This window comes from Enterobacter sp. R-1.6.2, assembly GCF_035064085.1.
GTDB classification, from domain to species: Bacteria; Pseudomonadota; Gammaproteobacteria; order Enterobacterales; family Enterobacteriaceae; genus Enterobacter; species Enterobacter asburiae_B.
This window is the reverse complement of the sequence record NZ_JASEYI010000003.1, coordinates 173,489-196,393: the sequence shown is the minus strand read 5'-3', so window position 1 is coordinate 196,393 and position 22,905 is coordinate 173,489. Positions and strand designations below refer to the sequence as shown.

Below are 22,905 nucleotides of genomic sequence, written 5' to 3'. Positions count from 1 at the left end.
AGTATTAAATAAGCGTGATGACTGTCCAGAATTGGCGATAAGAAGATCATGGAAAGAATGCTTTACAAAAAAGGCTGCGCTATGCTGCTTTTTTTCGCGTTAATGTAAACGCATACACTGTTTTTTTCTTCAGCGCCAGAGGTGATGAGAATGGGTTATCAGCCGGACAAAAATCGTTATCGGACAATGGAATATCGTCGCTGCGGGCAAAGCGGACTCAGGTTGCCCGCCATCTCGCTTGGGCTGTGGCATAACTTTGGCGACACCACGCTTATCGAAAACAGCCGTCAACTTTTACAGTGCGCGTTCGATCTGGGCATTACGCATTTCGACCTTGCCAACAACTATGGCCCGCCGCCGGGATCGGCCGAACGTAATTTCGGCCGTATTTTGCAGGAGGATTTCCTGCCCTGGCGCGACGAGCTGATCGTCTCTACCAAAGCAGGTTATACCATGTGGGATGGCCCTTACGGCGACTGGGGGTCACGCAAATATCTGCTGGCAAGCCTCGATCAAAGCCTGAAGCGCATGGGGCTGGAGTATGTGGATATCTTCTATCATCACCGTCCTGACCCACAAACGCCGCTGCTGGAAACCATGAAAGCGCTTGACCATGCGGTGCGCCAGGGAAAAGCCCTGTATGTCGGGTTATCCAACTACCCTGCGGAGCTGGCCCGCAAGGCGATTGATATCCTTGACGATCTCGGTACGCCCTGCCTGATCCACCAGCCGAAATACTCCCTTTTTGAACGTGCGCCGGAAGAGGGACTGCTAAACGTGCTGCAGGAAAAAGGGGTCGGCTGCATTCCCTTCTCACCGCTGGCCGGTGGACAACTGACCAACCGCTATCTCAACGGCATTCCGGCAGACTCGCGCGCGGCAAGCGGCAGTCAGTTCCTGAACCCTGACCAGATCACCGAAGAGAAGCTGGAGAAGGTAAGAAACCTGAACGCCATTGCGGAAGAGCGCGGTCAGAAGCTGTCCCAGATGGCGCTGGCCTGGGTATTACGCCATGAGAACGTGACGTCAGTGCTGATTGGGGCAAGTAAAACGGCCCAGATTGATGATGCCGTGGGGATGTTGGAAAACCGCCATTTCTCTGCGGAAGAACTTGTCCGTATTGACACGATTCTGAACAGCTCAAAATAGAATCACTTTTAGCAAAAAGTGCTCTCGCTCAGGAATTCGGAGTTGAGGCGATGAAACGAGGCTTTACCAACTCGTAATATTGCGTTAACAGGCCCCACAAGGGCCCCGATCGTGAAGGAGAAAGAGTATGTTCAGGTCACTGATTCTTGCAGCGGTATTACTGGCTTCAGCCCCGCTGATCGCCAATGCGGGCGAAATCACCCTGTTGCCATCAGTAAAATTACAAATTGGCGATCGTGACGACTACGGCAGATACTGGGACGGTGGCTACTGGCGCGACCGTGACTACTGGAACCGTCACTATGAGTGGCGCGGAGACCGCTGGTGGAAACATGATAACGGCAGACACCGCGGCTGGTATAAAGACAACGCGTATGAGCGCGGCTACCGTGAAGGCTGGAACGATCGTGACGACCGTCGCGGCGGCTGGGATCGCGGCGGGAAAGGACGCGGCCACGGTCATGGCCACGGTCACCATTAATGCAAAAAGGAGCCTCCCGGCTCCTTTTTCTTTTAGAGCCCCAATGCGGTGCCAATAAGCAGCCACAGGTTCAGTGCCACTACCACCACCACGATTGCCCACCCGGTCCGTTTCACCAGCGTTGAGTTAACCAGTTCGCCCATCAGGGTTTTGTTGCTGGTAAAGATCAGCAGCGGCACCAGCGCCAGCGCGATACCAAAGCTCAGCAGCACCTGGCTCATGACCAGAATTCTCGTAGGATCAAGCCCCATCAGAATCACGATAAATGACGGGAGCATGGTGACGGAGCGACGAACCCACAGCGGAATATGGAAGCGGACAAACCCCTGCATCACCACCTGGCCTGCCAGCGTGCCCACTACCGTAGAAGAGAGACCGGCAGCCACCAGGCTGAGACCAAATATCGTGGCGGCAGCATGGCTCAGTAAGGGCTCCAGCGTGAGATAGGCCTGGTCGAGATCGGCAATACCGGTGTGGCCGTTAAAGTGGAAAGCGGCGGCTGCGGTAGCCATCATCGCCAGATTGACAAACCCCGCGATGGTCATGGCAATCGCCACGTCCCATTTGGTGGCGGAGTAACGCTCTTTGCGCGTTCCACCATGGAGATGCTGGGTCAGCGAGGAGTGCAGGTAAATCACATGCGGCATGATGGTCGCCCCCAATACCCCGGCGGCCAGGAACACCGCTTCCGAGGTTGGCAGGCTTGGTATTGCCATACCTTTACCGAGCTGCACCAGATTCGGCTGTGAGAAAATCAGCTCGACGATATAGGCCGCCGCGACAAACAGAAGCAGACCGCCGATAACCTTCTCCAGCGGCTTTTGACCCCGACGCTGCAGCATCAGGATCAGGAAAGTGGCAATCCCGGTCAGTACCGCCCCCTGCAACAGCGACACGCCCAGAATCAGCTTAAAGCCGATCGCTGCGCCAATAAATTCAGCGAGGTCAGTGGCCATGGCGATGATTTCCGCCTGAACCCAGTAGAGCCAGACGGCCGGACGCGGATAATGGTCGCGAATTTGCTCCGCCAGGTTTTTACCCGTGGCAATCCCCAGCTTTGCGGAGAGCATCTGAATCAGCATCGCCATCAGGTTAGCCCAGACGACCACCCACAGCAGCTTATAGCCGAAGCTGGCCCCGGCCTGAATATTGGTCGCAAAGTTACCTGGATCGATATAGCCAATGGCAGCGATGAACGCAGGTCCCATTAATGCGAACCGCAACTTGCGCGCGGCTCTGCCACTGCTACCCTCTACGCGACTGTTTGTCATTTCTGCCTCTGAATTATAGCCTTTGCTATGTTTAATGCTATCAAAATGAGAATGATTATCAAGATCATTTGTGATGTTTACAGTGATTTCTCTGATAGCTTTGAACGATAGACGGGCGGGTAAGTGGGGCGATCTAACAGAAACCGAAATCGCGCGCGCTTTTGTGAAGACTAGCACACAAACTTAACTTTTCACTCATTTACCTAACATAACAAAAATGTATTGTGGATCACTATTTTTGAGACTCGTCACAGGATGTAACTATAGTGTGTCCTCGATCTCGTTTTCTTTTCGCTTGTTACATAGAATGTGCACGAAAATTAAACCTGCCTCATATTTGGAGCAAATATGGACCGCGTCCTTCATTTTGTCCTGGCACTTGTTGTCGTTACTGCACTTGCATTGCTGGTCAGCACAGACCGCAAAAAAATTCGTATCCGTTATGTTGTCCAGCTGCTGGTCATTGAAGTTTTACTTGCGTGGTTCTTCCTGAACTCCAACGTAGGCCTCGGCTTCGTGAAAGGCTTCTCCGAAATGTTCGAAAAACTGCTCGGATTCGCCAATGAAGGGACCAACTTTGTCTTCGGTAAAATGAACGATGAAGGTCTGGCGTTCTTCTTCCTGAAGGTTCTCTGCCCTATCGTCTTCATCTCCGCGCTGATCGGTATTCTGCAGCACATCCGCGTTCTGCCGTTCGTTATTCGTGGAATTGGCTTCCTGTTATCCAAAGTGAACGGCATGGGCAAGCTGGAATCCTTCAACGCCGTCAGTTCCCTGATCCTCGGTCAGTCTGAGAACTTCATCGCGTATAAAGATATTCTCGGCAAAATGTCCCGCAACCGCATGTACACCATGGCGGCAACCGCAATGTCTACCGTGTCCATGTCTATTGTGGGCGCGTATATGACCATGCTGGAGCCAAAGTATGTTGTTGCGGCGCTGGTTCTGAACATGTTCAGCACCTTTATCGTTCTGTCGCTGATCAACCCGTACCGCGTTGACGCAAGCGAAGAGAACATTCAGATGTCAAACCTGCACGAAGGCCAGAGCTTCTTCGAAATGCTGGGGGAGTACATTCTGGCGGGTTTCAAAGTGGCGATTATCGTTGCCGCCATGCTGATCGGCTTCATTGCGCTGATTTCTGCGCTGAACGCCCTGTTCGCCGCGGTGCTGGGTATCTCCTTCCAGGGTATTCTGGGCTACATCTTCTACCCGGTTGCCTGGGTGATGGGTGTTCCGGCTCACGAAGCGCTGCAGGTGGGCAGTATCATGGCAACCAAACTGGTTTCTAACGAATTCGTTGCGATGATGGATCTGCAGAAAATTGCCAGCACGCTTTCTCCGCGCGCGGAAGGCATTCTGTCCGTGTTCCTGGTCTCCTTCGCGAACTTCTCGTCCATCGGGATTATCGCGGGCGCGATTAAAGGTCTGAACGAAGAACAGGGCAACGTGGTTTCTCGCTTTGGCCTGAAGCTGGTTTACGGCTCTACGCTGGTGAGCGTCCTGTCTGCTTCTATCGCGGCACTGGTACTCTAACGTTTAGCGTTAAACAAAAACCGGGAGCCTGGCTCCCGGTTTTTTTATGCCCGCAATTCTTCCAGCGGTTTGGGTTTGCCTATCAGGTAGCCCTGCAGGTAATCCACGCCGAAGCGAAGCAGCATCTCGCGCTGCGCCGGTGTTTCGACGTATTCCGCTACGACGCACAGCGATTTCGTCTTCGCCAGATTACACATCGACTGCACGATCATCGCATCCATATCATCGGTACAAATGTCTTTAACAAAGCAGCCGTCAATTTTAATGATGTCTGCCTGCAGGCGTCTCAGACGCTCGTAGTTGGCGTAGCCGGTACCAAAATCATCTATGGCAATCCGGAAACCGTAGTCCCGCAGCTGCTGAATATTGTGGATGCTGCTGCCTGAATTTGAGAAGGCCTGCTCTTCGGTAATCTCAATCACGACGGACTGAGGCGCAACGCCGTAGCGTTCAAAGAGCGCACAAATCTCGGACGCCACCTCTTTTTGCATCAGCGTAAGCGGCATCAGATTAACGGAGAAACGAGCGCCAGCCTGCGTTGAAGGGTGATCGCGCAGCCACAGCAGTAATTTCTCCATGACGCACATATCAAACCGGTGGCTAAGGTTGAACTGGGCAATCAACGGAATAAAGCGGTCAGGAGTGAAGATCTCGCCCTCGCTCTCCATACGCGCCAGAATTTCGTAGTAGCCGCTCCCGTCCGCCTTCTGGATCGGTTGCGCGTACAAATGGAACTGTCCCGCCTCCAGGGCATGCTTAATTCGCGCCAGCATCAGGACTCGCTCTGTCGTTTGCCCTGATGCCGCCTCGAGGCTATTCGTGAGCGCAAGCACGTTGTTTGCTGCTCCGCAGGATTGCTCGGCCAGCCAGCTCAGCTGCCCCAGCGTGTGGTGCAGTTTTTCGCCGTTTTCGACCATTCCCCAGGACGCACCGAATTCAATATCCAGCCCGGTGTTGTTCCAAAAAATCTTACGGCTGTTCAGTCGATCAACCATATGCTGGAGGCGCTCAGCGGTTCCCGGTCCCAGTAATACCAGCACAAGCTCGTTTCCGGGGAGCTGGAAGAGCGTCTCATCTTTTTGCAGGAGAGGCTGCAGCGACGTGGCGATCGTACGTTTGCAATGGACCCGCATGAGGATCCCATAGTGGCGGCTCAAAAATTCCAGGTTATCCATACGCAGAATGCTCACTTTTGCATCCGGGTGAATCTCAAGATAATCCTCCAGCGCACGAATATTGGGCAATCCGGTCAGCGGATCGGTGAGCGCCCTCCCCTGCCAGCCACGCTTAAGCCACTCGCTGCGCTGGTAAATACGCGACATGTAAAGCAGGCAGATCGCGAACGAGATAAGCACGGACAGAATAAAAGAGAGCGAATGGCCCGATTCCACCCCGTTAAGGAAGTTGTAGTTGTAGGTCAACAGCAGGAGTGCAGATACAGCCCACAGCAGAGAAATCAACGCATAGGTCAGTCGGCTTATCGCTAAGGTAAAAAGAATAAAAATCAGCGGCATCAAATAGCCCGCAATGACGGGAGATTCAAAAGGACCACATAAAATGACGAGAATGAAACTTAATAGCACCAGCCAGGCAAAAATATATAATGAATTCTTGTGAAAAAACACGGGCTTCACGCTTCGTCGCCAGAAACTTATTGCATAACGGGGATTAATTATCATTCTTAACGGGTAATAGAACATCATGGTAAAAATCAATGCCGCGCATATCAGGCTTTGTATATCCACAACGTTATAAATTACCGTCCCTTCGCCGAAAAAGGTCGAAATTGTCACCGGAAAATCAAACAAATAGCCCGCCAAATACATCGACAGCTTAATCCCTATTGGCACCATAAAACCGAGCCAGAATATCCGCAATCCGATGTGCTTGTTAGGGATGGAGTAGCGCCAACGCTTACCCAGCATGATGCGCAGAAGGCCGCACGCCGCGAACAACGCAAAGGTCTGACAGAACAGTAATACTGAATATTGTAGCGGTGCTAAATTTACATAGAATAAATTAGTGACAGTAAAACCTAACAAAATGGGAAGAATAGCCCTGCGCCCAAATAGCAGAATTACCGCCAGCATTACGCTTAAAGGTAACCATGCTAAATAAACGTCGTGACCATTAACAATTGCGCGGGGAGAGAGATAACGGGAGACAGGTACCGCAATCAGGCATAAAGCCAGAGCAATCATAAATATCTTTACATTATTGTAAGTTTTTCTATTCATTAACCTGGGCGTTATTTTCCGAGAGAATTATTGACCGGATGGATAATAGGTTTATTAATTGCGCGAATCAAGTTCAAGTCTATTTTTAGACTGGTTTATTGATGTCGATTGAGGTGAGGTACGGGAATACCTTCTTTTTGATAACAAAATACGGTGGCGAGTGTTACAAACACATAAAAAAAACCCTCGTCTTTTGACGAGGGTTTACAATTTTGGTGGAGCTAAGCGGGATCGAACCGCTGACCTCTTGCATGCCATGCAAGCGCTCTCCCAGCTGAGCTATAGCCCCACATATGACTTTACTGACCGCACTCTGTTGGGTTCAGAGTTTGGTGGAGCTAAGCGGGATCGAACCGCTGACCTCTTGCATGCCATGCAAGCGCTCTCCCAGCTGAGCTATAGCCCCATCGTAAAGCTGTCATGTTGACGGGCGGCATAATATGAATTCCACCGCGGAGTGTCAACGGCAAAATCAATCCCAGCCATTCAATCGCCGAAAAATCATGCAAATGAATCACTTTGCGAGCCTGCTCGCAGTCAGGAGTTAAGCCTGTCACGTTTTCACGTAAAACGGTGCTATAAAATGAGCCGTTAATTAACCCTACTGATATTCAGGAAATTGCATGATCAAGGAACGAATGACGCCAGAAGAGTTAGCCCTCCTCACTGGCTATAGCCGCCAGACCATCAATAAATGGGTACGCAAAGAGGGTTGGATTACATCACCAAAACCAGGCGTTCAGGGCGGGAAAGCTCGCCTGGTACATGTGAACGAAAAAGTCCGTGACTTTATCCGCAGCGCACGTCGGGCAACTGAAACGTCCGAACTGCCAGAAGGCATCAGTCATGATAGTTCGCTTCACACGCTGCTCCTGACGCTGGCCAATGAAATGACGCCGGAAGAGCAGAAGCAGATGACATCGCTGTTAATGCGGGAAGGGATTACAGGATTGTTGCAACGTTTAGGGATTCGCGATCAGAACTGATATGAAAAAATTACGTAGCAAAATGACCACGGAAGAGCTGGCGGAGAGTTTGGGCGTTGCCAGACAAACGGTTAATCGCTGGATACGCCAGCAGGGATGGAAAACCGAAGGCCTCAACGGCGTGAAGGGGGGTCGCGCACGGCTCATTCATATTGATGCGCGCGTGAAGGAACATATTATGAGCCTTCCGGCGATCCGTAACCGTCAGGCGGTTTACCATCTCGCTGAGGTCACCGCTTCATACAGTGAACCCTCTTCAAACCTGTCTCCGGGCATTATTGAGACGCTGGAGAGTATGACTCAGCCAGAGCAGAGGCGTCTGGACGCCTTATTGAAACGCGAAGGCATACACGGCTTTCTGACGCGGCTCGGTCTCACGGAATAGAAGGCATAAAAAAAACGGCAGGGTAACCTGCCGTTTTTTATCTGAGGCCTAATTACTGCTGATTTTCACGTTCAGCGATAAAGTCCAGCGCCTTGTTAATACGCGCTACGCTGCGTGACTTGCCGATGGCGTGAACCGTCACATCCAGTGCCGGAGACTGACCCGCCCCGGTCACCGCAACGCGCAATGGCATGCCGACTTTACCCATACCGACTTCCAGCTCGTCTGCCGTCGCCTGAATGGCGTGATGCACATTCTCAGCGGTCCACTCGGTAAGGGCCGCCAGCTTGTCGCGCACCACTTCCAGCGGCTGACGCGCAACCGGACGGAGGTGTTTCTTCGCGGCGTCCGCGTCGAACTCTTCAAACTCTTCATAGAAGTAGCGGCAGCTTTCGGCAATCTCTTTCAGCGTTTTGCAGCGCTCGCCGAGGAGTTTCACCAGGTCCGCCAGCTCAGGGCCAGTGCGGGTATCAATATTTGCCTGCTCAATATGCCACTGCAGATACGTCGCCACATATTCTGGCTGCATGGTGTTGATGTAGTGATGGTTCAGCCACAGGAGCTTGTCGGTATTAAAGGCGCTCGCTGATTTGCTTACAGAGCTCAGAGAGAACAGTTCGATCATCTCTTCGCGACTGAAGATCTCCTGGTCACCGTGGGCCCAGCCCAGACGCACCAGATAGTTCAGCAGTGCTTCCGGCAGATAACCGTCGTCGCGATACTGCATAACGCTTACCGCACCGTGACGTTTAGACAGTTTTTTCCCGTCATCGCCGTTGATCATGGAGACGTGCGCATAAACTGGCACAGGGGCGTTCAGCGCCTTCAGGATGTTGATCTGACGTGGCGTATTGTTGATATGGTCTTCACCACGGACAACGTGGGTAATTTCCATATCCCAGTCGTCAACCACAACGCAGAAGTTGTAGGTTGGAGAACCGTCGGTACGACGGATGATCAGATCGTCCAGCTCCTGGTTGCTGAATTCAATTGGGCCACGGATCTGGTCGTCAAAGATTACCGATCCCTCTTGCGGGTTAGCAAAACGCACCACGCAAGGCTCATCTGCAGCATGCTCGCTATGGTCGTGGCGGCAGCGGCCGTCATAACGCGGCTTTTCACCGTTCGCCATCTGCGCTTCACGCAGTTCATCCAGACGCTCTTTAGAGCAGTAGCACTTATACGCCGTGCCCGCGACCAGCATCTCATCAATGACAGCGTTATAGCGGTCAAAGCGTTTGGTCTGGAAGTAAGGACCTTCATCCCATTCCAGATTCAGCCAGTTCATCCCATCCATAATGGCTTCAATTGCTTCTGGCGTGGAGCGCTCAAGATCGGTGTCTTCAATACGCAGCACGAACTCACCTTTGTTGTGGCGTGCGAAAAGCCAGGAATAGAGAGCGGTACGTGCACCACCGACGTGCAGATAGCCTGTCGGGCTCGGCGCGAAGCGAGTTTTGATTTTCATGAAATGGCCTTACGTTATAAAGATGCCGGCAATCGGCAAATCCTGGGAAAAAACGATGGGCAATATTCTATCACTGTGGGGGGATTCCTCAATGTTGATCCCTTTATCGTGACCTAGATTGCGATTTTTGTTTAGAAATCATGCGTCATTGCCCGTTTCGCGATCGTTTTGTTTAATTTTACGACGAACGAATAAAAACTTTAGAAAATGCGTTGACTCATTTTCAACTCTCCCTATAATGCGACTCCACACAGCGGGGGTGATTAGCTCAGTTGGTAGAGCATCTCCTTTACACGGAGGGGGTCGGCGGTTCGAGCCCGTCATCACCCACCATCTACTTCGGTAGACCCGCAGTGTAGATAAGAATTGAGATTGGGCGATTAGCTCAGTTGGTAGAGCATCTCCTTTACACGGAGGGGGTCGGCGGTTCGAGCCCGTCATCGCCCACCATTCTCACCTTATCGCAGCAGTTCCGAAATGGGCGATTAGCTCAGTTGGTAGAGCATCTCCTTTACACGGAGGGGGTCGGCGGTTCGAGCCCGTCATCGCCCACCATTTCGGGTCGTTAGCTCAGTTGGTAGAGCAGTTGACTTTTAATCAATTGGTCGCAGGTTCGAATCCTGCACGACCCACCAATGTAGAAAGGCGCCCTAAAGGCGCCTTTTTGCTATCTGCAGTTTGTCTACTTCCGCCTTCCAGTACACTTTCACCGCATCATCAATACTGATTGTGTATCAATGTAACTCCCTGCCAGATATGGCAGTTTTGCTCAAGCTAATCCCGTTGGTGCCGATACCTCTGTTTTATAACGCGAGGAAAAAGTATGACGACCATTCAGGCTTCAACCCAACAGATTCAAACCAGCGGCGCGAGTGGAACTTCGAGCAGTAACGATATTGCTGCGCAAATCACCCGCATTCTCGACAAGATCAAAAAGCTGACTCAGCAGTTAAAAGAGCTGGCAAACAGTCCCGTCAGCACCGATGAGAAGAAAAAGCAGCAGGAACTTATTCAGACCCAGCTCAAAGTGCTGCAGGCACAGCTCGCCGCGCTGCAGCGCCAGCAGGCAGAAGAGGCCCAAAAGAAGCAGGATCAAAAGCTGGGCAAAGTGGAAGGTGTGAATACCCCTTCAGACAATAATCAGATTGATATTTACATCTAATCTTCTGATGCGTTAAACAGTGGGTCGCGTATGCGGGCTTCGGTTAATCGTTGTGCCTGGATACGCACCACTTCCCAGATAGCCTGCGCCGCCCCTGAGAGTGAGCGATTTTTTCGCCGCACCAGCATCAGCTTTCGCTCAACAACGGGCGTTAATCGCTTGACGGCCAGCCGGCTTCCCTGCGGCAGGGGAAGCGCCAGGGCGGGCAACACGCTGATGCCAATGCCGGCTTCCACCATGGGAAACAGCGTCGCCGGGTGACCAATCTCCTGCACGATCGTTGCCTTTACACCCTGATTCACCAGCGCGGAATCAATCAGCGGACGGCTGCCCGAGGCATAATCCTGTAAAACCAGGTTCGCGCCCGTCAGGGACTGCCAGCTGACCTCCGGCAACGTGGCCAGCGGGTCGTCGTCACGGCAGAGCAGCAAAAAGGGCTCGGAAAGTACGCTTTCGCACGCCAGATCGCTCGCCTGGCCGGGATCGATAACGATACCAAAATCCACATCTCCCTGGCGGATGCTCTCCAGCACCCACTGCTGCGGCCTGTCATGCAGGACAAAATCAATGTCCGGGTAGCGATGACTTCCCTCGGCAATACATTGCGGTATAAGGTGCGCAGAGATCGTCTGACTGGCCGCGACGCGCACGGTCCCCGAAAGCTGCTGCCCCAGCCTCCCCACGTCTCTGAGCGTGCTGTTCAGCTCATCCAGCAATCGTTCAAGACGCAGAGCGAGCTGCTGCCCCGCTTCGGTCAGCACCACTTCACGGGTTGTGCGGTCAAGCAACTTCACCCCGGTCTGATTCTCAAGCTCTTTCACGCTGTGGCTGACCGCCGACTGGCTCAGGCCAATCATCTCCCCTGCCCGGCTAAAGCTGCGGGCGTGAGCGACGGTGACGAAAATACGAAGCTGGCGTAAGGAGTAATTCATCTGTTTTATTCATGAATGGATGCAATAAATCAATTTTATTTCTCAAATGGAAAAAAGCACAATAGCGACATCTGTTTTCAGGAGTCATTATGAAACTATTTCGTATTGTTGATCCGTTTACTCTCACCCTGGTGGTTACCGTTTTACTGGCCTCGTTCTTCCCCGCGCGGGGGGGCTTCGTCCCGTTTTTTGAAGGGCTGACGACGGCCGCCATCGCGCTGCTGTTCTTTATGCACGGCGCAAAGCTCTCGCGCGAAGCGATTATTGCCGGCGGTAGCCACTGGCGGCTGCATCTCTGGGTGATGTGCAGCACGTTCATTCTGTTCCCAATCCTCGGAGTGCTGTTTGCCTGGTGGGCGCCGGTTAACGTCGACCCGGCGCTCTACACCGGTTTCCTGTATCTCTGTATTCTGCCGGCTACCGTGCAGTCCGCCATTGCCTTTACCTCTCTCGCCGGAGGGAACGTTGCGGCCGCGGTCTGCTCGGCATCGGCATCCAGCCTGTTAGGGATTTTCGTTTCCCCGCTGCTGGTGGGCCTGCTGATGAACATGCACGGCGCGGAAGGCAATCTCGAGCAGGTTGGAAAAATTTGCCTGCAGCTGCTGCTGCCGTTTGTCCTGGGGCATCTATCCCGTCCATGGACCGGGGCGTTCGTGGCAAAGCACAAGAAATGGATCTCAAAAACCGACCAGTCGTCGATTCTGCTGGTGGTCTATTCCGCCTTCAGCGAAGCGGTTGTAAATGGGATCTGGCATAAGGTGGGCGCAGGCTCGCTGCTGTTTATCGTGGTGGTCAGCCTCGTCCTGCTGGCGATTGTGATTGCGGTAAACGTCTTTGTGGCACGCAGGTGCGGCTTCAGCAAAGCGGATGAAATCACCATTGTCTTCTGCGGTTCGAAAAAGAGCCTGGCTAACGGTATCCCGATGGCCAATATTCTGTTCCCGACCTCGGTGATTGGGATGATGGTGCTGCCGCTGATGATTTTCCACCAGATCCAGCTGATGGTCTGCGCGGTGCTGGCGCGTCGCTACAAGCGCCAGACCGAAAAGCTGGCGCAGGAAGAGACCCGCGCCGCGAAGGCTTAAGGACGTTTCAGGGGCTGAACCAGCTGGGTCAGCCCCTCGGTTTTGATCAGTAACGTGATAGCCATCAGCTCGCCCAGCCGCCCTGCCGGGAATTCATCCTTACGGGCAAACCACAGCAGATACTCCTCCGGCAAATCAATCAGCCTGCGGCCCTTGTATTTACCGAACGGCATCTCCGTATTGGCTATTTCAACGAGCTGTTCTTTCTCCACGTTACTCTCCTAACAGACGCATCATTTCCGCTTCATCGATAACCGCAATGCCGAGCTCCTGGGCTTTTGCCAGCTTCGAACCCGCCGCTTCCCCGGCGATCACCAGGTCGGTTTTCTTCGACACGCTGCCCGCCACTTTGGCCCCCAGCGCCACCAGGCGCGCTTTCGCATCGTCGCGTGAAAGCTGGCTCAGGCTGCCGGTCAGGACGACCGTTTTACCGGCGAACGGACTGTCGATCTCTTCGGCGTTAACCACCACTGGCGCGGGCCACCTGATGCCCTCTTCCAGCAGCTTGCCGATAACTTCACGGTTGCTCTCTTCGGCGAAGAAGTTAAATACGTGCGTGGCGACCACAATGCCAACGTCAGGGACTTTCTGCAGCTCGTCGATGCTTGCCTTTTCCAGCGCCTCCAGCGTACCAAAGTACGCCGCCAGGCCCGCTGCCGTCGCCTCACCCACTTCACGAATGCCCAGCGCGTACAGGAAGCGGGCAAAGGTCGTCTCTTTGGCGGCTTCCAGCGCGTTAACCACATTCTGGGCTGACTTTGGCCCCATGCGATCCAGACCGGTCAGTTTACCTGCCGTCAGCCTGAAGAGATCCGCTGGCGTATGGACATACTCTTTCTCAACCAGCTGATCGATAATCTTGTCGCCCATGCCGTCGACATCCATCGCCCGACGGGAGACGAAGTGCTTCAGCGATTCTTTACGCTGCGCACCACAGATTAAGCCCCCAGTACAGCGCGCCACCGCTTCACCTTCCACACGCTCAACGTCGGAGCCGCACACCGGGCAGTGGGTCGGGAAGACGATCTCGCGCGTATCGGCAGGACGTTCCGACTCCACGACGTTAACCACCTGCGGGATAACGTCGCCCGCGCGGCGAATCACCACTTTGTCACCAATGCGCAGGCCGAGGCGTTCGATTTCATCGGCGTTATGCAACGTGGCATTACTCACCAGCACGCCCGCAACCTGCACGGGCTCCAGACGGGCGACCGGGGTAATCGCCCCCGTACGGCCAACCTGGAACTCCACATCGCGAACGACGGTCATCTGCTCCTGAGCAGGGAACTTAAACGCCACCGCCCAGCGCGGCGCGCGCGCCACAAAGCCTAGCTGCTCCTGCAGCGCCAGAGAATTCACCTTGATGACGACGCCATCAATATCAAAACCGAGCGTCGGACGGTCCTCTTCCACCTTGTGGTAGAACGCCAGCACCGCTTCCGGCGAGTCGCAGAGCTGAACGCGGTTGCTCACCGGCAGGCCCCACGCTTTAAACTGCAGCAGGCGTCCGAGGTGCGTATCCGGCAGCTCGCCGCCCTCCAGAATACCGACGCCGTAGCAGAAGAAAGTAAGCGGTCGCTTCGCGGTAATACGCGGGTCAAGCTGGCGCAGAGAGCCTGCCGCCGCATTACGCGGGTTAGCAAACACCTTCCCGCCGGTGCGACGCGCCTCGTCGTTAATTTTCTCGAAGCCCGCCTGGGGCAGGAACACCTCGCCGCGCACTTCCAGACGCGCGGGAATGTTTTCACCCTGCAGCTTCAGCGGGATCGCGCGGATGGTACGCACGTTGGTGGTGATGTCTTCGCCCGTCGTACCGTCGCCACGCGTTGCGGCACGCACCAGCACACCGTTTTCATAGAGAAGACTGACCGCCAGGCCATCCAGCTTGAGCTCGCAGCACCAGGTGAGGGAGTCGCTGCTTTTCAGACGATCCTGCACGCGCTTGTTAAACGCGAGGAAGCTCTCTTCATCAAATACGTTATCCAGCGACAGCATCGGCACCTCATGGCGCACCTGGCTGAAAGCGCCAAGCGGCTCAGCGCCGACGCGCTGGGTGGGGGAATCCGGCGTGATAAGCTCCGGATGCTGCGCCTCTAATTCGCGCAGCTCGCGCATCAGGCGGTCATATTCGGCATCCGGGACTTCCGGCGCGTCCATAACATGATAGAGGTATTCATGATGGCGAAGCGTGGTTCGCAGTTCAGTGAGTTGTTGTTCGATTGAGTCCATATCGCACCATCAATGAGAAAAAACCCCCGACAGGCGGGGGTTGAGGAGGAGTTGAAGTAAACGCGACGATTACGCGTTAGCTTCCTTAACTTCGCGGATGCGGTCCTGATACTCGCGCAGCTTCTGCGGGGTCATCATTCGACGCTGATCGTCGAGCACCACGCCGCCGACTTCGTCAGCGATGTGCTGAGCGGACTGCAGCATCAGCTTAAAGTTTTGCAGTTCATCGCCGTAAGAAGGCACCTGCATAAAGATAGTGACGCCCGGGGTCACGAAATCACCGGTCATTTCCGGATCAAAGGTGCCAGGGTTAACCATGTTGGCCAGGCTGAACAGCGCCGGACCGCTACCGTCAGGGCTCAGGTGACGATGGAAAATGTTCATATCGCCAAACTTGAATCCTGCCTGTTGAATACTGTTGAGCAGCACGTCACCGTTAAGATGGCTGCCGTGATGCGCGGCCACGTTCATGATGATCACCGCTTCTTTACGCTGCGGTTTTTCAACAACCGGCTCTGGTTCTACAACGGGCTCAGGCTCAACGTGCGGAGCCGGAGCAGGCTGAGGCGCAGGCTGTACGTGAACAGGCTGCTGCGGTTGTTGTACCGGCTGAGCAGGATGTTGCTGCACGGGCTGCTGCACCGGTTGCTGTTGAACCGGCTGTGGCGCAGCAGGCTGCTGATAGACAGGCTGTTGCGGCGGCTGGCGCACCGGTTCTTCCACAGGCTGCGGCGCTGGCTGGCGCGGCTGTGCAGAAGCATACGGCGGTTGATACTGGTGCTGCGAAGGACGAGGCGCTTCATGCTCCCCATGGCCTGCGCCGGGCGCAGTATTGACCCGATGAACACGAACTTCACCCACGCCGTCGTCATCGCTGCCGTCGATGTCATCTTCACTGTCATCGTCGTCACGACTGGACTTCATGCGCTTCAGTGGGCGATCGCGAAACATCGAGGAACGCTCTTTACGGCTGGTCCAGAAACCATGTACCAGTAAAGCGATTATGGCGATCGCGCCAACAATGATTAATATCAGACGCAAATCCTGCATCATTATATTCTCTGTTGTTCTAACACCTTGCCACCACGGCAAACATTTACTCACTAAGAGTATTTGCCGTTTACGTCAAGTGCAAGTGTGTGCAGAGCATTCACAGCATAAAGATGAAGGAAATCGTGCTTTTTGCTGGTTTTTCGAACATTTCCGAACTGGTCATTGCTCCGTAAGTGGATAATATAGGCGGGCAATTCCACTGGTTGTGTAAAAAGGAGTACAGCCTGGCTATGGTTTCAACATCTTCTTCTCCCCCGCGCAGCGGCGTCTGGTATTTTTCTCAGGGCTGGAAACTGGTCTCCCTGCCGGGGATTCGACGCTTCGTGATTCTGCCGCTGTTGATCAACATTATTCTGATGGGCGGCGCGTTCTGGTGGCTATTCACAAAGCTGGAGAGCTGGATCCCGTCGCTGATGAGTTACGTTCCGGACTGGCTGCAGTGGCTTAACTACCTGCTCTGGCCGGTGGCGGTGATCTCCGTGCTGCTGGTGTTTGGATACTTCTTTTCGACGATTGCCAACTGGATAGCCGCACCGTTCAACGGTCTGCTGGCGGAACAGCTGGAAGCGCGGCTTACCGGTGCGACGCCGCCGGACACGGGCGTGCTGGGGATCATGAAAGACCTGCCACGCATCATGAAGCGCGAGTGGCAGAAGTTTGCCTGGTACCTGCCCCGCGCGGTCGTGCTGCTTATCCTCTATTTTGTGCCAGGCATTGGCCAGACGGTGGCGCCGGTGCTGTGGTTCCTGTTCAGCGCCTGGATGCTGGCCATCCAGTACTGCGACTATCCGTTCGATAACCACAAGGTGCCGTTTAAAGAGATGCGCACTGCCCTGCGAAGCCAGAAGGTCGCGAACATGCAGTTTGGCGCGCTGACCAGCCTGTTCACCATGATTCCCTTCCTGAATCTGTTCATCATGCCCGTCGCCGTCTGCGGCGCGACGGCGATGTGGGTCGACTGCTACCGTGCTAAGCACGCGTTATGGAAATAATGCAAAAATGTGTAAAGCAGGGGTGGCTTATGCCGCCCCTTATTCCATACTGATCCCCATTATTTCCTTGCAGTATATAGATATGCGAATTCCTTACTTCCCCCTACCTGCTCAACAGGTATGCTGGGTCGGTATCCCAATTTCATACAGTTAAGGACAGGCCATGAGTAAGATTTATGAAGACAACTCGCTGACTATCGGTCATACGCCCCTGGTTCGACTGAACCGTATCGGTAATGGACGCATTCTGGCGAAGGTCGAATCACGTAACCCGAGCTTCAGCGTAAAATGCCGTATCGGTGCAAACATGATTTGGGATGCTGAAAAACGTGGCGTACTGAAGCCTGGCGTTGAGCTGGTGGAACCGACCAGCGGTAACACCGGTATCGCTCTGGCCTATGTGGCCGCCGCGCGTGGCTACAAGCTGACGCTGACCATGCCAGAAACCATGAGCATTGAGCGTCGTAAGCTGCTCAAAGCGCTGGGCGCGAACCTGGTGCTGACCGAAGGCGCGAAGGGCATGAAGGGCGCCATCCAGAAAGCTGAAGAGATTGTGGCCAGCGATCCGGCGAAATATCTGCTGCTGCAGCAGTTCAGCAACCCGGCTAACCCGGAAATTCACGAGAAGACCACCGGTCCGGAAATCTGGGAAGATACCGACGGCCAGGTTGACGTCTTTATCTCCGGCGTAGGTACCGGCGGTACGCTGACCGGCGTGTCACGCTATATTAAAGGCACAAAGGGTAAAAAAGACCTGATCACCGTTGCCGTTGAGCCAACTGACTCACCGGTTATCACCCAGGCACTGGCGGGTGAAGAGCTTAAGCCAGGCCCGCATAAAATTCAGGGTATTGGCGCAGGCTTCATTCCGGGCAACCTGGACCTGAAGCTGATCGATAAAGTGGTGACTATCACTAACGAAGAAGCCATTTCTACCGCGCGTCGCCTGATGGATGAAGAAGGCATTCTGGCGGGTATCTCTTCCGGTGCGGCCGTTGCGGCAGCGCTCAAGCTTCAGGAAGATGAAGCCTTTACCAACAAGAATATTGTGGTTATCCTTCCTTCTTCGGGCGAGCGTTACCTGAGCACCGCACTGTTTGCCGATCTGTTTACCGAAAAAGAACTGCAACAGTAGTGCCAGCATGTTAATAACGCGTAAAAAAGCACCTTTTCAGGTGCTTTTTTGTGGCCTGCTTCAAACTTTTGCCCCTCCTGGCATTGCTTCACCCCGTTGGGTCTGGTATTTAAACCAGCAATTATTTTGATGCGTGAAATTAATCGGTGAATGAAATAGCCTTGCTGAATCGATTTTATGATTTGGTTCAAGTCTTGCTTTCGCTGCATAATGTTTAATGACGATCGAAACGTCAGCGCTAACAATACAGGCTAAAGTTCAGTCGCCAGGCTAGACTTTAGTTCCACAACACTAAACCTATAAGTTGGGGAAATACAATGTTCCAGCAAGAAGTTACCATTACCGCTCCGAACGGTCTGCACACCCGCCCTGCTGCTCAGTTTGTTAAAGAAGCAAAAGGCTTCACTTCTGAAATCACTGTGACTTCCAACGGCAAAAGCGCGAGCGCAAAAAGCCTGTTCAAACTGCAGACTCTGGGCCTGACTCAGGGCACCGTTGTCACCATCTCTGCAGAAGGTGAAGACGAGCAGAAAGCAGTTGAGCATCTGGTAAAACTGATGGCTGAGCTCGAGTAAGTTTCCGGGTTCTTTTAAATATCAGTCACAAGTAAGGTAGGGTTATGATTTCAGGCATTTTAGCATCCCCGGGTATCGCTTTCGGCAAAGCACTGCTGCTGAAAGAAGACGAGATCGTCATCGACCGGAAAAAAATTTCTGCCGACAAGGTTGATCAGGAAGTTGAACGTTTTCTGAGCGGTCGTGCCAAGGCATCTGCGCAACTGGAAGCAATCAAAACTAAAGCTGGCGAAACTTTCGGTGAAGAAAAAGAAGCCATCTTCGAAGGGCACATCATGCTGCTCGAAGATGAGGAGCTGGAGCAGGAAATCATAGCCCTGATTAAAGATAAAGGCATGACGGCCGACGCGGCTGCGCATGAAGTTATCGAAGGTCAGGCAACTGCCCTGGAAGAACTGGATGATGAATACCTGAAAGAACGTGCGGCTGACGTACGTGACATCGGTAAGCGCCTGCTGCGCAACATCCTGGGTCTGGCCATCATCGATCTGAGCGCGATTCAGGATGAAGTTATCCTGGTTGCCGCTGACCTCACCCCGTCTGAAACCGCACAGCTGAACCTGAAAAAGGTCCTCGGTTTCATCACTGACGCGGGTGGCCGTACCTCCCACACCTCTATCATGGCGCGCTCTCTGGAACTGCCTGCCATCGTGGGTACCGGTAGCGTCACCTCTCAGGTGAAAAACGGCGACTATCTGATTCTGGATGCCGTAAACAATCTGGTTTACGTCAACCCAACCAATGAAGAGATCGATAAACTGCGCGCGGTTCAGGAGCAGGTTGCGACTGAAAAAGCGGAACTCGCTAAGCTGAAAGACCTGCCAGCCATCACCCTGGACGGCCATCAGGTAGAAGTGTGCGCAAACATCGGTACCGTCCGCGACGTTGATGGCGCTGAGCGCAACGGTGCGGAAGGCGTAGGTCTCTATCGTACAGAATTCCTGTTCATGGACCGCGACGCGCTGCCAACGGAAGAAGAGCAGTTTGCTGCTTATAAAGCCGTGGCTGAAGCGTGTGGCTCTCAGGCGGTTATCGTCCGTACCATGGACATCGGTGGCGACAAAGAGCTGCCGTACATGAACTTCCCGAAAGAAGAGAACCCGTTCCTGGGCTGGCGTGCAATCCGTATCGCGATGGATCGTAAAGAGATCCTGCGTGACCAGGTTCGCGCGATCCTGCGTGCCTCTGCTTTCGGTAAACTGCGCATCATGTTCCCGATGATCATCTCTGTTGAAGAAGTGCGTGCACTGAAGAAAGAGATCGAAATCTACAAACAGGAACTGCGCGACGAAGGTAAAGCGTTTGACGAGTCAATCGAGATCGGCGTGATGGTGGAAACACCTGCGGCGGCGACCATTGCGCGTCATTTAGCCAAAGAAGTTGATTTCTTTAGTATCGGCACCAATGATTTAACGCAGTACACCCTGGCAGTTGACCGTGGTAATGATATGATTTCACATCTCTACCAGCCAATGTCACCGTCCGTACTGAACTTGATCAAGCAAGTTATTGATGCTTCTCATGCAGAAGGTAAATGGACTGGCATGTGTGGTGAGCTTGCAGGCGACGAACGTGCTACACTTCTGTTGCTGGGTATGGGTCTGGACGAATTCTCTATGAGCGCCATTTCCATCCCGCGCATTAAGAAGATTATCCGTAACACGAACTTCGAAGATGCGAAGGTGTTAGCAGAGCAGGCTCTTGCTCAACCGACAACGGACGAGTTAATGACGCTGGTTAACAAGTTCATTGAAGAAAAAACAATCTGCTAATCCACGAGATGCGGCCCAAATTACTGCTTAGGAGAAGATCATGGGTTTGTTCGATAAACTGAAATCTCTGGTTTCTGATGATAAGAAAGACTCCGGAACTATTGAGATTGTTGCTCCGCTCTCCGGCGAGATCGTCAACATCGAAGACGTGCCGGATGTAGTGTTTGCTGAGAAAATCGTTGGTGATGGCATTGCTATCAAACCAACTGGCAACAAAATGGTTGCTCCAGTTGACGGCACCATCGGTAAAATTTTTGAAACCAACCATGCGTTCTCTATCGAATCTGATAGCGGTATCGAACTGTTCGTTCACTTCGGTATCGACACCGTTGAACTGAAAGGCGAAGGCTTCAAACGTATCGCGGAAGAAGGCCAGCGTGTTAAAGTTGGCGACCCGGTAATTGAATTCGATCTGCCACTGCTGGAAGAAAAAGCCAAGTCTACCCTGACGCCGGTTGTTATCTCCAACATGGACGAAATCAAAGAACTGATCAAACTGTCTGGCAGCGTCACCGTGGGTGAAACCCCGGTTATCCGCATCAAGAAGTAATTCTTGCCGCACAGAAAAATGGCGCCTTCGGGCGCCATTTTTGTTTATGCCGGTAGGATAAGCTCGTCGTAGCCCTTCGACTGGGTATAGAGCATCACGTCAGTCACCCGATCGCCGGCCATGCGAATGGCATCGGCAACGGTTTTCCCCTCAACAATTCCGCTCACCAGCTCTGAACAGAACAGGTCGCCCGTCCCTTTCAGATCGGTTTCTACGCGCGGATGCGCGCTGACGGTCACGCCTTCATTCGTCACCAGCACCACGTGGATGTTTTCCGGGTCATCGGCCACCGGCGCGCTGGTGATCGCCACCCATTTCAGGCTATCGGAGAGCAGTCCCTGCGCCGCCGAGATGGCGCTTTCCGGCGTACGGCACGGTTTGCCGCTTAACACTTCCAGCTCATAGACGTTTGGCGTAATCCCCTGCGCCAGCGGCAGCAGGTGCTCCCGATACGCCTGCGGGATCTCGGGCTTAACGTACATTCCGCTGTCGATATCGCCGATAACCGGGTCGACCAGCACCAGCAGGTCAGGATGCTGCGCTTTGACCGCCTTCAGCCATTGAGCCAGCAGGACGATCTGGCTGGCGCTGCCCATATAGCCGGTGGTGACCGCTTTGAGCTCGCGCAGGATCTCGCGTTCTTCCAGGGCCTTAAGATAGCCGCTGAACCACTCGTCGGGAATCACCCCACCATAAAACGTGTCGTAATGCGGCGTGTTGCTAAACAGAACCGTCGGCACGGCGGTGACGTTCAGCCTGTGGGTACGAATATTCGGTACCGCAATGCTGTTCCCCACGCTGCCGTAAACCACCTGCGACTGCACTGCGACAATGTCGGTTTGCTGCGCCCGGGTGTTATCCCGGAATAGAATCATCTCCATGACGCTTAAATCCCCGCCCCCTGCGAATAACTCTCTTCACCAAAGACGCCGGTAGACAGATAGCGATCGCCGCGATCGCAAATAATCGCCACTACTACCGCCCCCGGGTTTGCCTGCGCTACCCGAATCGCACCCGCTACCGCGCCGCCCGAACTGACGCCGCAGAAGATACCTTCGCGCACGGCCAGCTCACGCATGGTATTTTCCGCCTCGCGCTGGTGAAGATCCAGCACCTGATCCACCAGCTGCGCATTAAAAATGCCGGGCATATACTCCGCCGGCCAGCGGCGAATCCCCGGAATGCTGCTCCCCTCTTCCGGCTGGAGGCCAACGATGGTGACGGTTTTTTCCTGCTCGCGCAGAAAACGCGATACCCCGGTAATGGTGCCGGTGGTGCCCATACTAGAGACAAAATGGGTTATACGCCCGTCGGTTTGCTGCCAGATTTCCGGGCCGGTGGTGGTGTAGTGCGCGTACGGGTTGTCCGGATTGTTGAACTGATCCAGCAGTTTACCTTCACCGCGCCCGGCCATCTCCAGCGCTAAGTCGCGCGCGCCTTCCATTCCCTGCTCTTTGCTCACCAGAATCAGCTCGGCCCCGTAGGCACGCATCGCGGCGCGGCGTTCCTGGCTCATGTTGTCCGGCATCAGCAGCTTCATGCGGTAGCCTTTCAGCGCAGCAATCATCGCCAGGGCGATGCCGGTGTTGCCGCTGGTGGCCTCAATCAGCACGTCGCCTGGCTTAATTTCTCCGCGTTTTTCGGCCTGGACAATCATCGACAGCGCCGCACGGTCTTTCACCGACCCCGCCGGGTTATTGCCTTCGAGTTTGACCCAGATTTCGCTGCCGTTGTCCGGACCCGTGCGCTGAAGCTTGACCAAAGGAGTGTTGCCGATGGTGTGTTCTAATGTATTCATGATCGCTGTCCAATAAAAAGCCCGGTGGCGCTTCGCTTACCGGGCCTACAGACGTCATATTGTAGGCCGGGTAAGCGCAGCGCCACCCGGCAAAACTACGTAATCCTAA

The 22,905-nt window shown here is 53.9% G+C and carries 21 protein-coding genes and 6 tRNA genes; 16 read left to right on the top strand and 11 right to left on the bottom strand.

Translation table 11 applies throughout. The features are described 5' to 3' along the window. The first annotated feature begins 150 nt into the window (after positions 1–150). Positions 151–1,149, top strand: a complete 999-nt coding sequence (gene mgrA, locus QMN93_RS04670) for an L-glyceraldehyde 3-phosphate reductase (RefSeq protein WP_182383853.1) — start codon at positions 151–153, stop codon at positions 1,147–1,149. 127 nt (positions 1,150–1,276) lie between these two features. Beyond that, positions 1,277–1,630 (top strand): DUF2502 domain-containing protein, encoded by a 354-nt coding sequence (locus tag QMN93_RS04665; protein ID WP_023308717.1) that lies wholly within the window; start codon positions 1,277–1,279, stop codon positions 1,628–1,630. A gap of 32 nt (positions 1,631–1,662) precedes the next feature. Here QMN93_RS04665 and QMN93_RS04660 read toward each other — a convergent pair whose 3' ends face one another. Further along, positions 1,663–2,937 carry an Nramp family divalent metal transporter gene (locus QMN93_RS04660; RefSeq protein ID WP_182383993.1) on the bottom strand — a complete coding sequence of 425 codons (1,275 nt, stop codon included), beginning with the start codon at positions 2,935–2,937 and terminating at the stop codon, positions 1,663–1,665. 312 nt (positions 2,938–3,249) lie between these two features. Here QMN93_RS04660 and QMN93_RS04655 point away from each other — a divergent pair, with 312 nt between their 5' ends. Beyond that, positions 3,250–4,437: a NupC/NupG family nucleoside CNT transporter gene (locus QMN93_RS04655; RefSeq protein WP_008501591.1), complete on the top strand. Its 1,188-nt coding sequence runs from the start codon at positions 3,250–3,252 to the stop codon at positions 4,435–4,437. A 44-nt stretch (positions 4,438–4,481) separates the two neighbouring features. Here the strand turns inward: QMN93_RS04655 and QMN93_RS04650 are convergent, their stop codons facing one another. From QMN93_RS04650 to QMN93_RS04640, 3 genes are all read right to left on the bottom strand, one after another. Further along, the gene (locus QMN93_RS04650; protein WP_182383854.1) at positions 4,482–6,674 is read right to left on the bottom strand and encodes an EAL domain-containing protein; all 2,193 of its coding nucleotides are present in this window, start codon (positions 6,672–6,674) and stop codon (positions 4,482–4,484) included. Between the two features lie 213 nt (positions 6,675–6,887). Continuing rightward, a tRNA-Ala gene (locus QMN93_RS04645) sits at positions 6,888–6,963 on the bottom strand. A 41-nt stretch (positions 6,964–7,004) separates the two neighbouring features. Further along, positions 7,005–7,080, bottom strand: a tRNA-Ala gene (locus QMN93_RS04640). A gap of 217 nt (positions 7,081–7,297) precedes the next feature. Here QMN93_RS04640 and QMN93_RS04635 point away from each other — a divergent pair. Then, positions 7,298–7,660 carry a YfeC-like transcriptional regulator gene (locus tag QMN93_RS04635; protein WP_094934563.1) on the top strand — a complete coding sequence of 121 codons (363 nt, stop codon included), beginning with the start codon at positions 7,298–7,300 and terminating at the stop codon, positions 7,658–7,660. A 1-nt stretch (position 7,661) separates the two neighbouring features. Continuing rightward, positions 7,662–8,045: a YfeC-like transcriptional regulator gene (locus QMN93_RS04630; RefSeq protein WP_033146144.1), complete on the top strand. Its 384-nt coding sequence runs from the start codon at positions 7,662–7,664 to the stop codon at positions 8,043–8,045. Between the two features lie 52 nt (positions 8,046–8,097). On the opposite strand, the gene gltX is transcribed toward QMN93_RS04630, so the two are convergent. Continuing rightward, a complete protein-coding gene (gene gltX / locus QMN93_RS04625) occupies positions 8,098–9,513 on the bottom strand; it encodes a glutamate--tRNA ligase (protein ID WP_033146145.1) in 1,416 nt (471 codons plus the stop codon). A 257-nt stretch (positions 9,514–9,770) separates the two neighbouring features. Here gltX and QMN93_RS04620 point away from each other — a divergent pair. The 5 genes from QMN93_RS04620 (at position 9,771) to QMN93_RS04600 (ending at position 10,675) form a co-directional block, all read left to right on the top strand. Continuing rightward, positions 9,771–9,846, top strand: a tRNA-Val gene (locus tag QMN93_RS04620). Positions 9,847–9,887: 41 nt separating this feature from the next. Then, a tRNA-Val gene (locus tag QMN93_RS04615) sits at positions 9,888–9,963 on the top strand. A 29-nt stretch (positions 9,964–9,992) separates the two neighbouring features. Then, a tRNA-Val gene (locus QMN93_RS04610) sits at positions 9,993–10,068 on the top strand. A 4-nt stretch (positions 10,069–10,072) separates the two neighbouring features. Beyond that, positions 10,073–10,148, top strand: a tRNA-Lys gene (locus tag QMN93_RS04605). Positions 10,149–10,336: 188 nt separating this feature from the next. Further along, complete coding sequence (locus QMN93_RS04600; protein ID WP_047060695.1) at positions 10,337–10,675, top strand: FlxA-like family protein; 339 nt, start codon at positions 10,337–10,339, stop codon at positions 10,673–10,675. Here the strand turns inward: QMN93_RS04600 and QMN93_RS04595 are convergent. After that, positions 10,672–11,607: a LysR family transcriptional regulator gene (locus QMN93_RS04595; RefSeq protein ID WP_033146568.1), complete on the bottom strand. Its 936-nt coding sequence runs from the start codon at positions 11,605–11,607 to the stop codon at positions 10,672–10,674. The genes QMN93_RS04600 and QMN93_RS04595 overlap by 4 nt on opposite strands. Positions 11,608–11,696: 89 nt before the next feature. Between QMN93_RS04595 and QMN93_RS04590 the strand changes: the two genes are divergently transcribed. Next, positions 11,697–12,692, top strand: a complete 996-nt coding sequence (locus tag QMN93_RS04590; protein WP_047060698.1) for a bile acid:sodium symporter family protein — start codon at positions 11,697–11,699, stop codon at positions 12,690–12,692. Here the strand turns inward: QMN93_RS04590 and QMN93_RS04585 are convergent. From QMN93_RS04585 to zipA, 3 genes are all read right to left on the bottom strand, one after another. Continuing rightward, positions 12,689–12,904: a DUF3820 family protein gene (locus QMN93_RS04585; RefSeq protein ID WP_003861328.1), complete on the bottom strand. Its 216-nt coding sequence runs from the start codon at positions 12,902–12,904 to the stop codon at positions 12,689–12,691. The genes QMN93_RS04590 and QMN93_RS04585 overlap by 4 nt on opposite strands. A gap of 1 nt (position 12,905) precedes the next feature. Then, a complete protein-coding gene (gene ligA / locus QMN93_RS04580; RefSeq protein WP_064673718.1) occupies positions 12,906–14,921 on the bottom strand; it encodes an NAD-dependent DNA ligase LigA in 2,016 nt (671 codons plus the stop codon). Between the two features lie 69 nt (positions 14,922–14,990). After that, a complete protein-coding gene (gene zipA, locus QMN93_RS04575) occupies positions 14,991–15,974 on the bottom strand; it encodes a cell division protein ZipA (protein ID WP_064673719.1) in 984 nt (327 codons plus the stop codon). A 230-nt stretch (positions 15,975–16,204) separates the two neighbouring features. On the opposite strand from zipA, the gene cysZ reads away from it, so the two are divergent. The 5 genes from cysZ to crr all read left to right on the top strand — a co-directional run bounded on the left by cysZ (position 16,205) and on the right by crr (position 20,998). Continuing rightward, positions 16,205–16,966: a sulfate transporter CysZ gene (gene cysZ / locus QMN93_RS04570; protein WP_039263698.1), complete on the top strand. Its 762-nt coding sequence runs from the start codon at positions 16,205–16,207 to the stop codon at positions 16,964–16,966. Positions 16,967–17,129: 163 nt separating this feature from the next. Further along, entirely contained in the window at positions 17,130–18,101 is a 972-nt protein-coding gene (cysK, locus tag QMN93_RS04565) for a cysteine synthase A (protein ID WP_014884739.1), read from the top strand. A 317-nt stretch (positions 18,102–18,418) separates the two neighbouring features. Then, positions 18,419–18,676 carry a phosphocarrier protein Hpr gene (ptsH, locus tag QMN93_RS04560; protein WP_000487600.1) on the top strand — a complete coding sequence of 86 codons (258 nt, stop codon included), beginning with the start codon at positions 18,419–18,421 and terminating at the stop codon, positions 18,674–18,676. A gap of 44 nt (positions 18,677–18,720) precedes the next feature. Continuing rightward, positions 18,721–20,448 (top strand): phosphoenolpyruvate-protein phosphotransferase PtsI, encoded by a 1,728-nt coding sequence (gene ptsI, locus QMN93_RS04555; RefSeq protein WP_023332954.1) that lies wholly within the window; start codon positions 18,721–18,723, stop codon positions 20,446–20,448. Between the two features lie 40 nt (positions 20,449–20,488). After that, entirely contained in the window at positions 20,489–20,998 is a 510-nt protein-coding gene (crr, locus tag QMN93_RS04550) for a PTS glucose transporter subunit IIA (RefSeq protein WP_003861316.1), read from the top strand. 44 nt (positions 20,999–21,042) lie between these two features. Here the strand turns inward: crr and pdxK are convergent, their stop codons facing one another. Beyond that, complete coding sequence (gene pdxK / locus QMN93_RS04545; protein WP_039263699.1) at positions 21,043–21,879, bottom strand: pyridoxine/pyridoxal/pyridoxamine kinase; 837 nt, start codon at positions 21,877–21,879, stop codon at positions 21,043–21,045. Positions 21,880–21,884: 5 nt separating this feature from the next. Beyond that, positions 21,885–22,796, bottom strand: coding sequence for a cysteine synthase CysM (gene cysM / locus QMN93_RS04540; protein WP_064673721.1), 912 nt, complete (start codon positions 22,794–22,796; stop codon positions 21,885–21,887). Between the last annotated feature and the right edge of the window lie 109 nt (positions 22,797–22,905).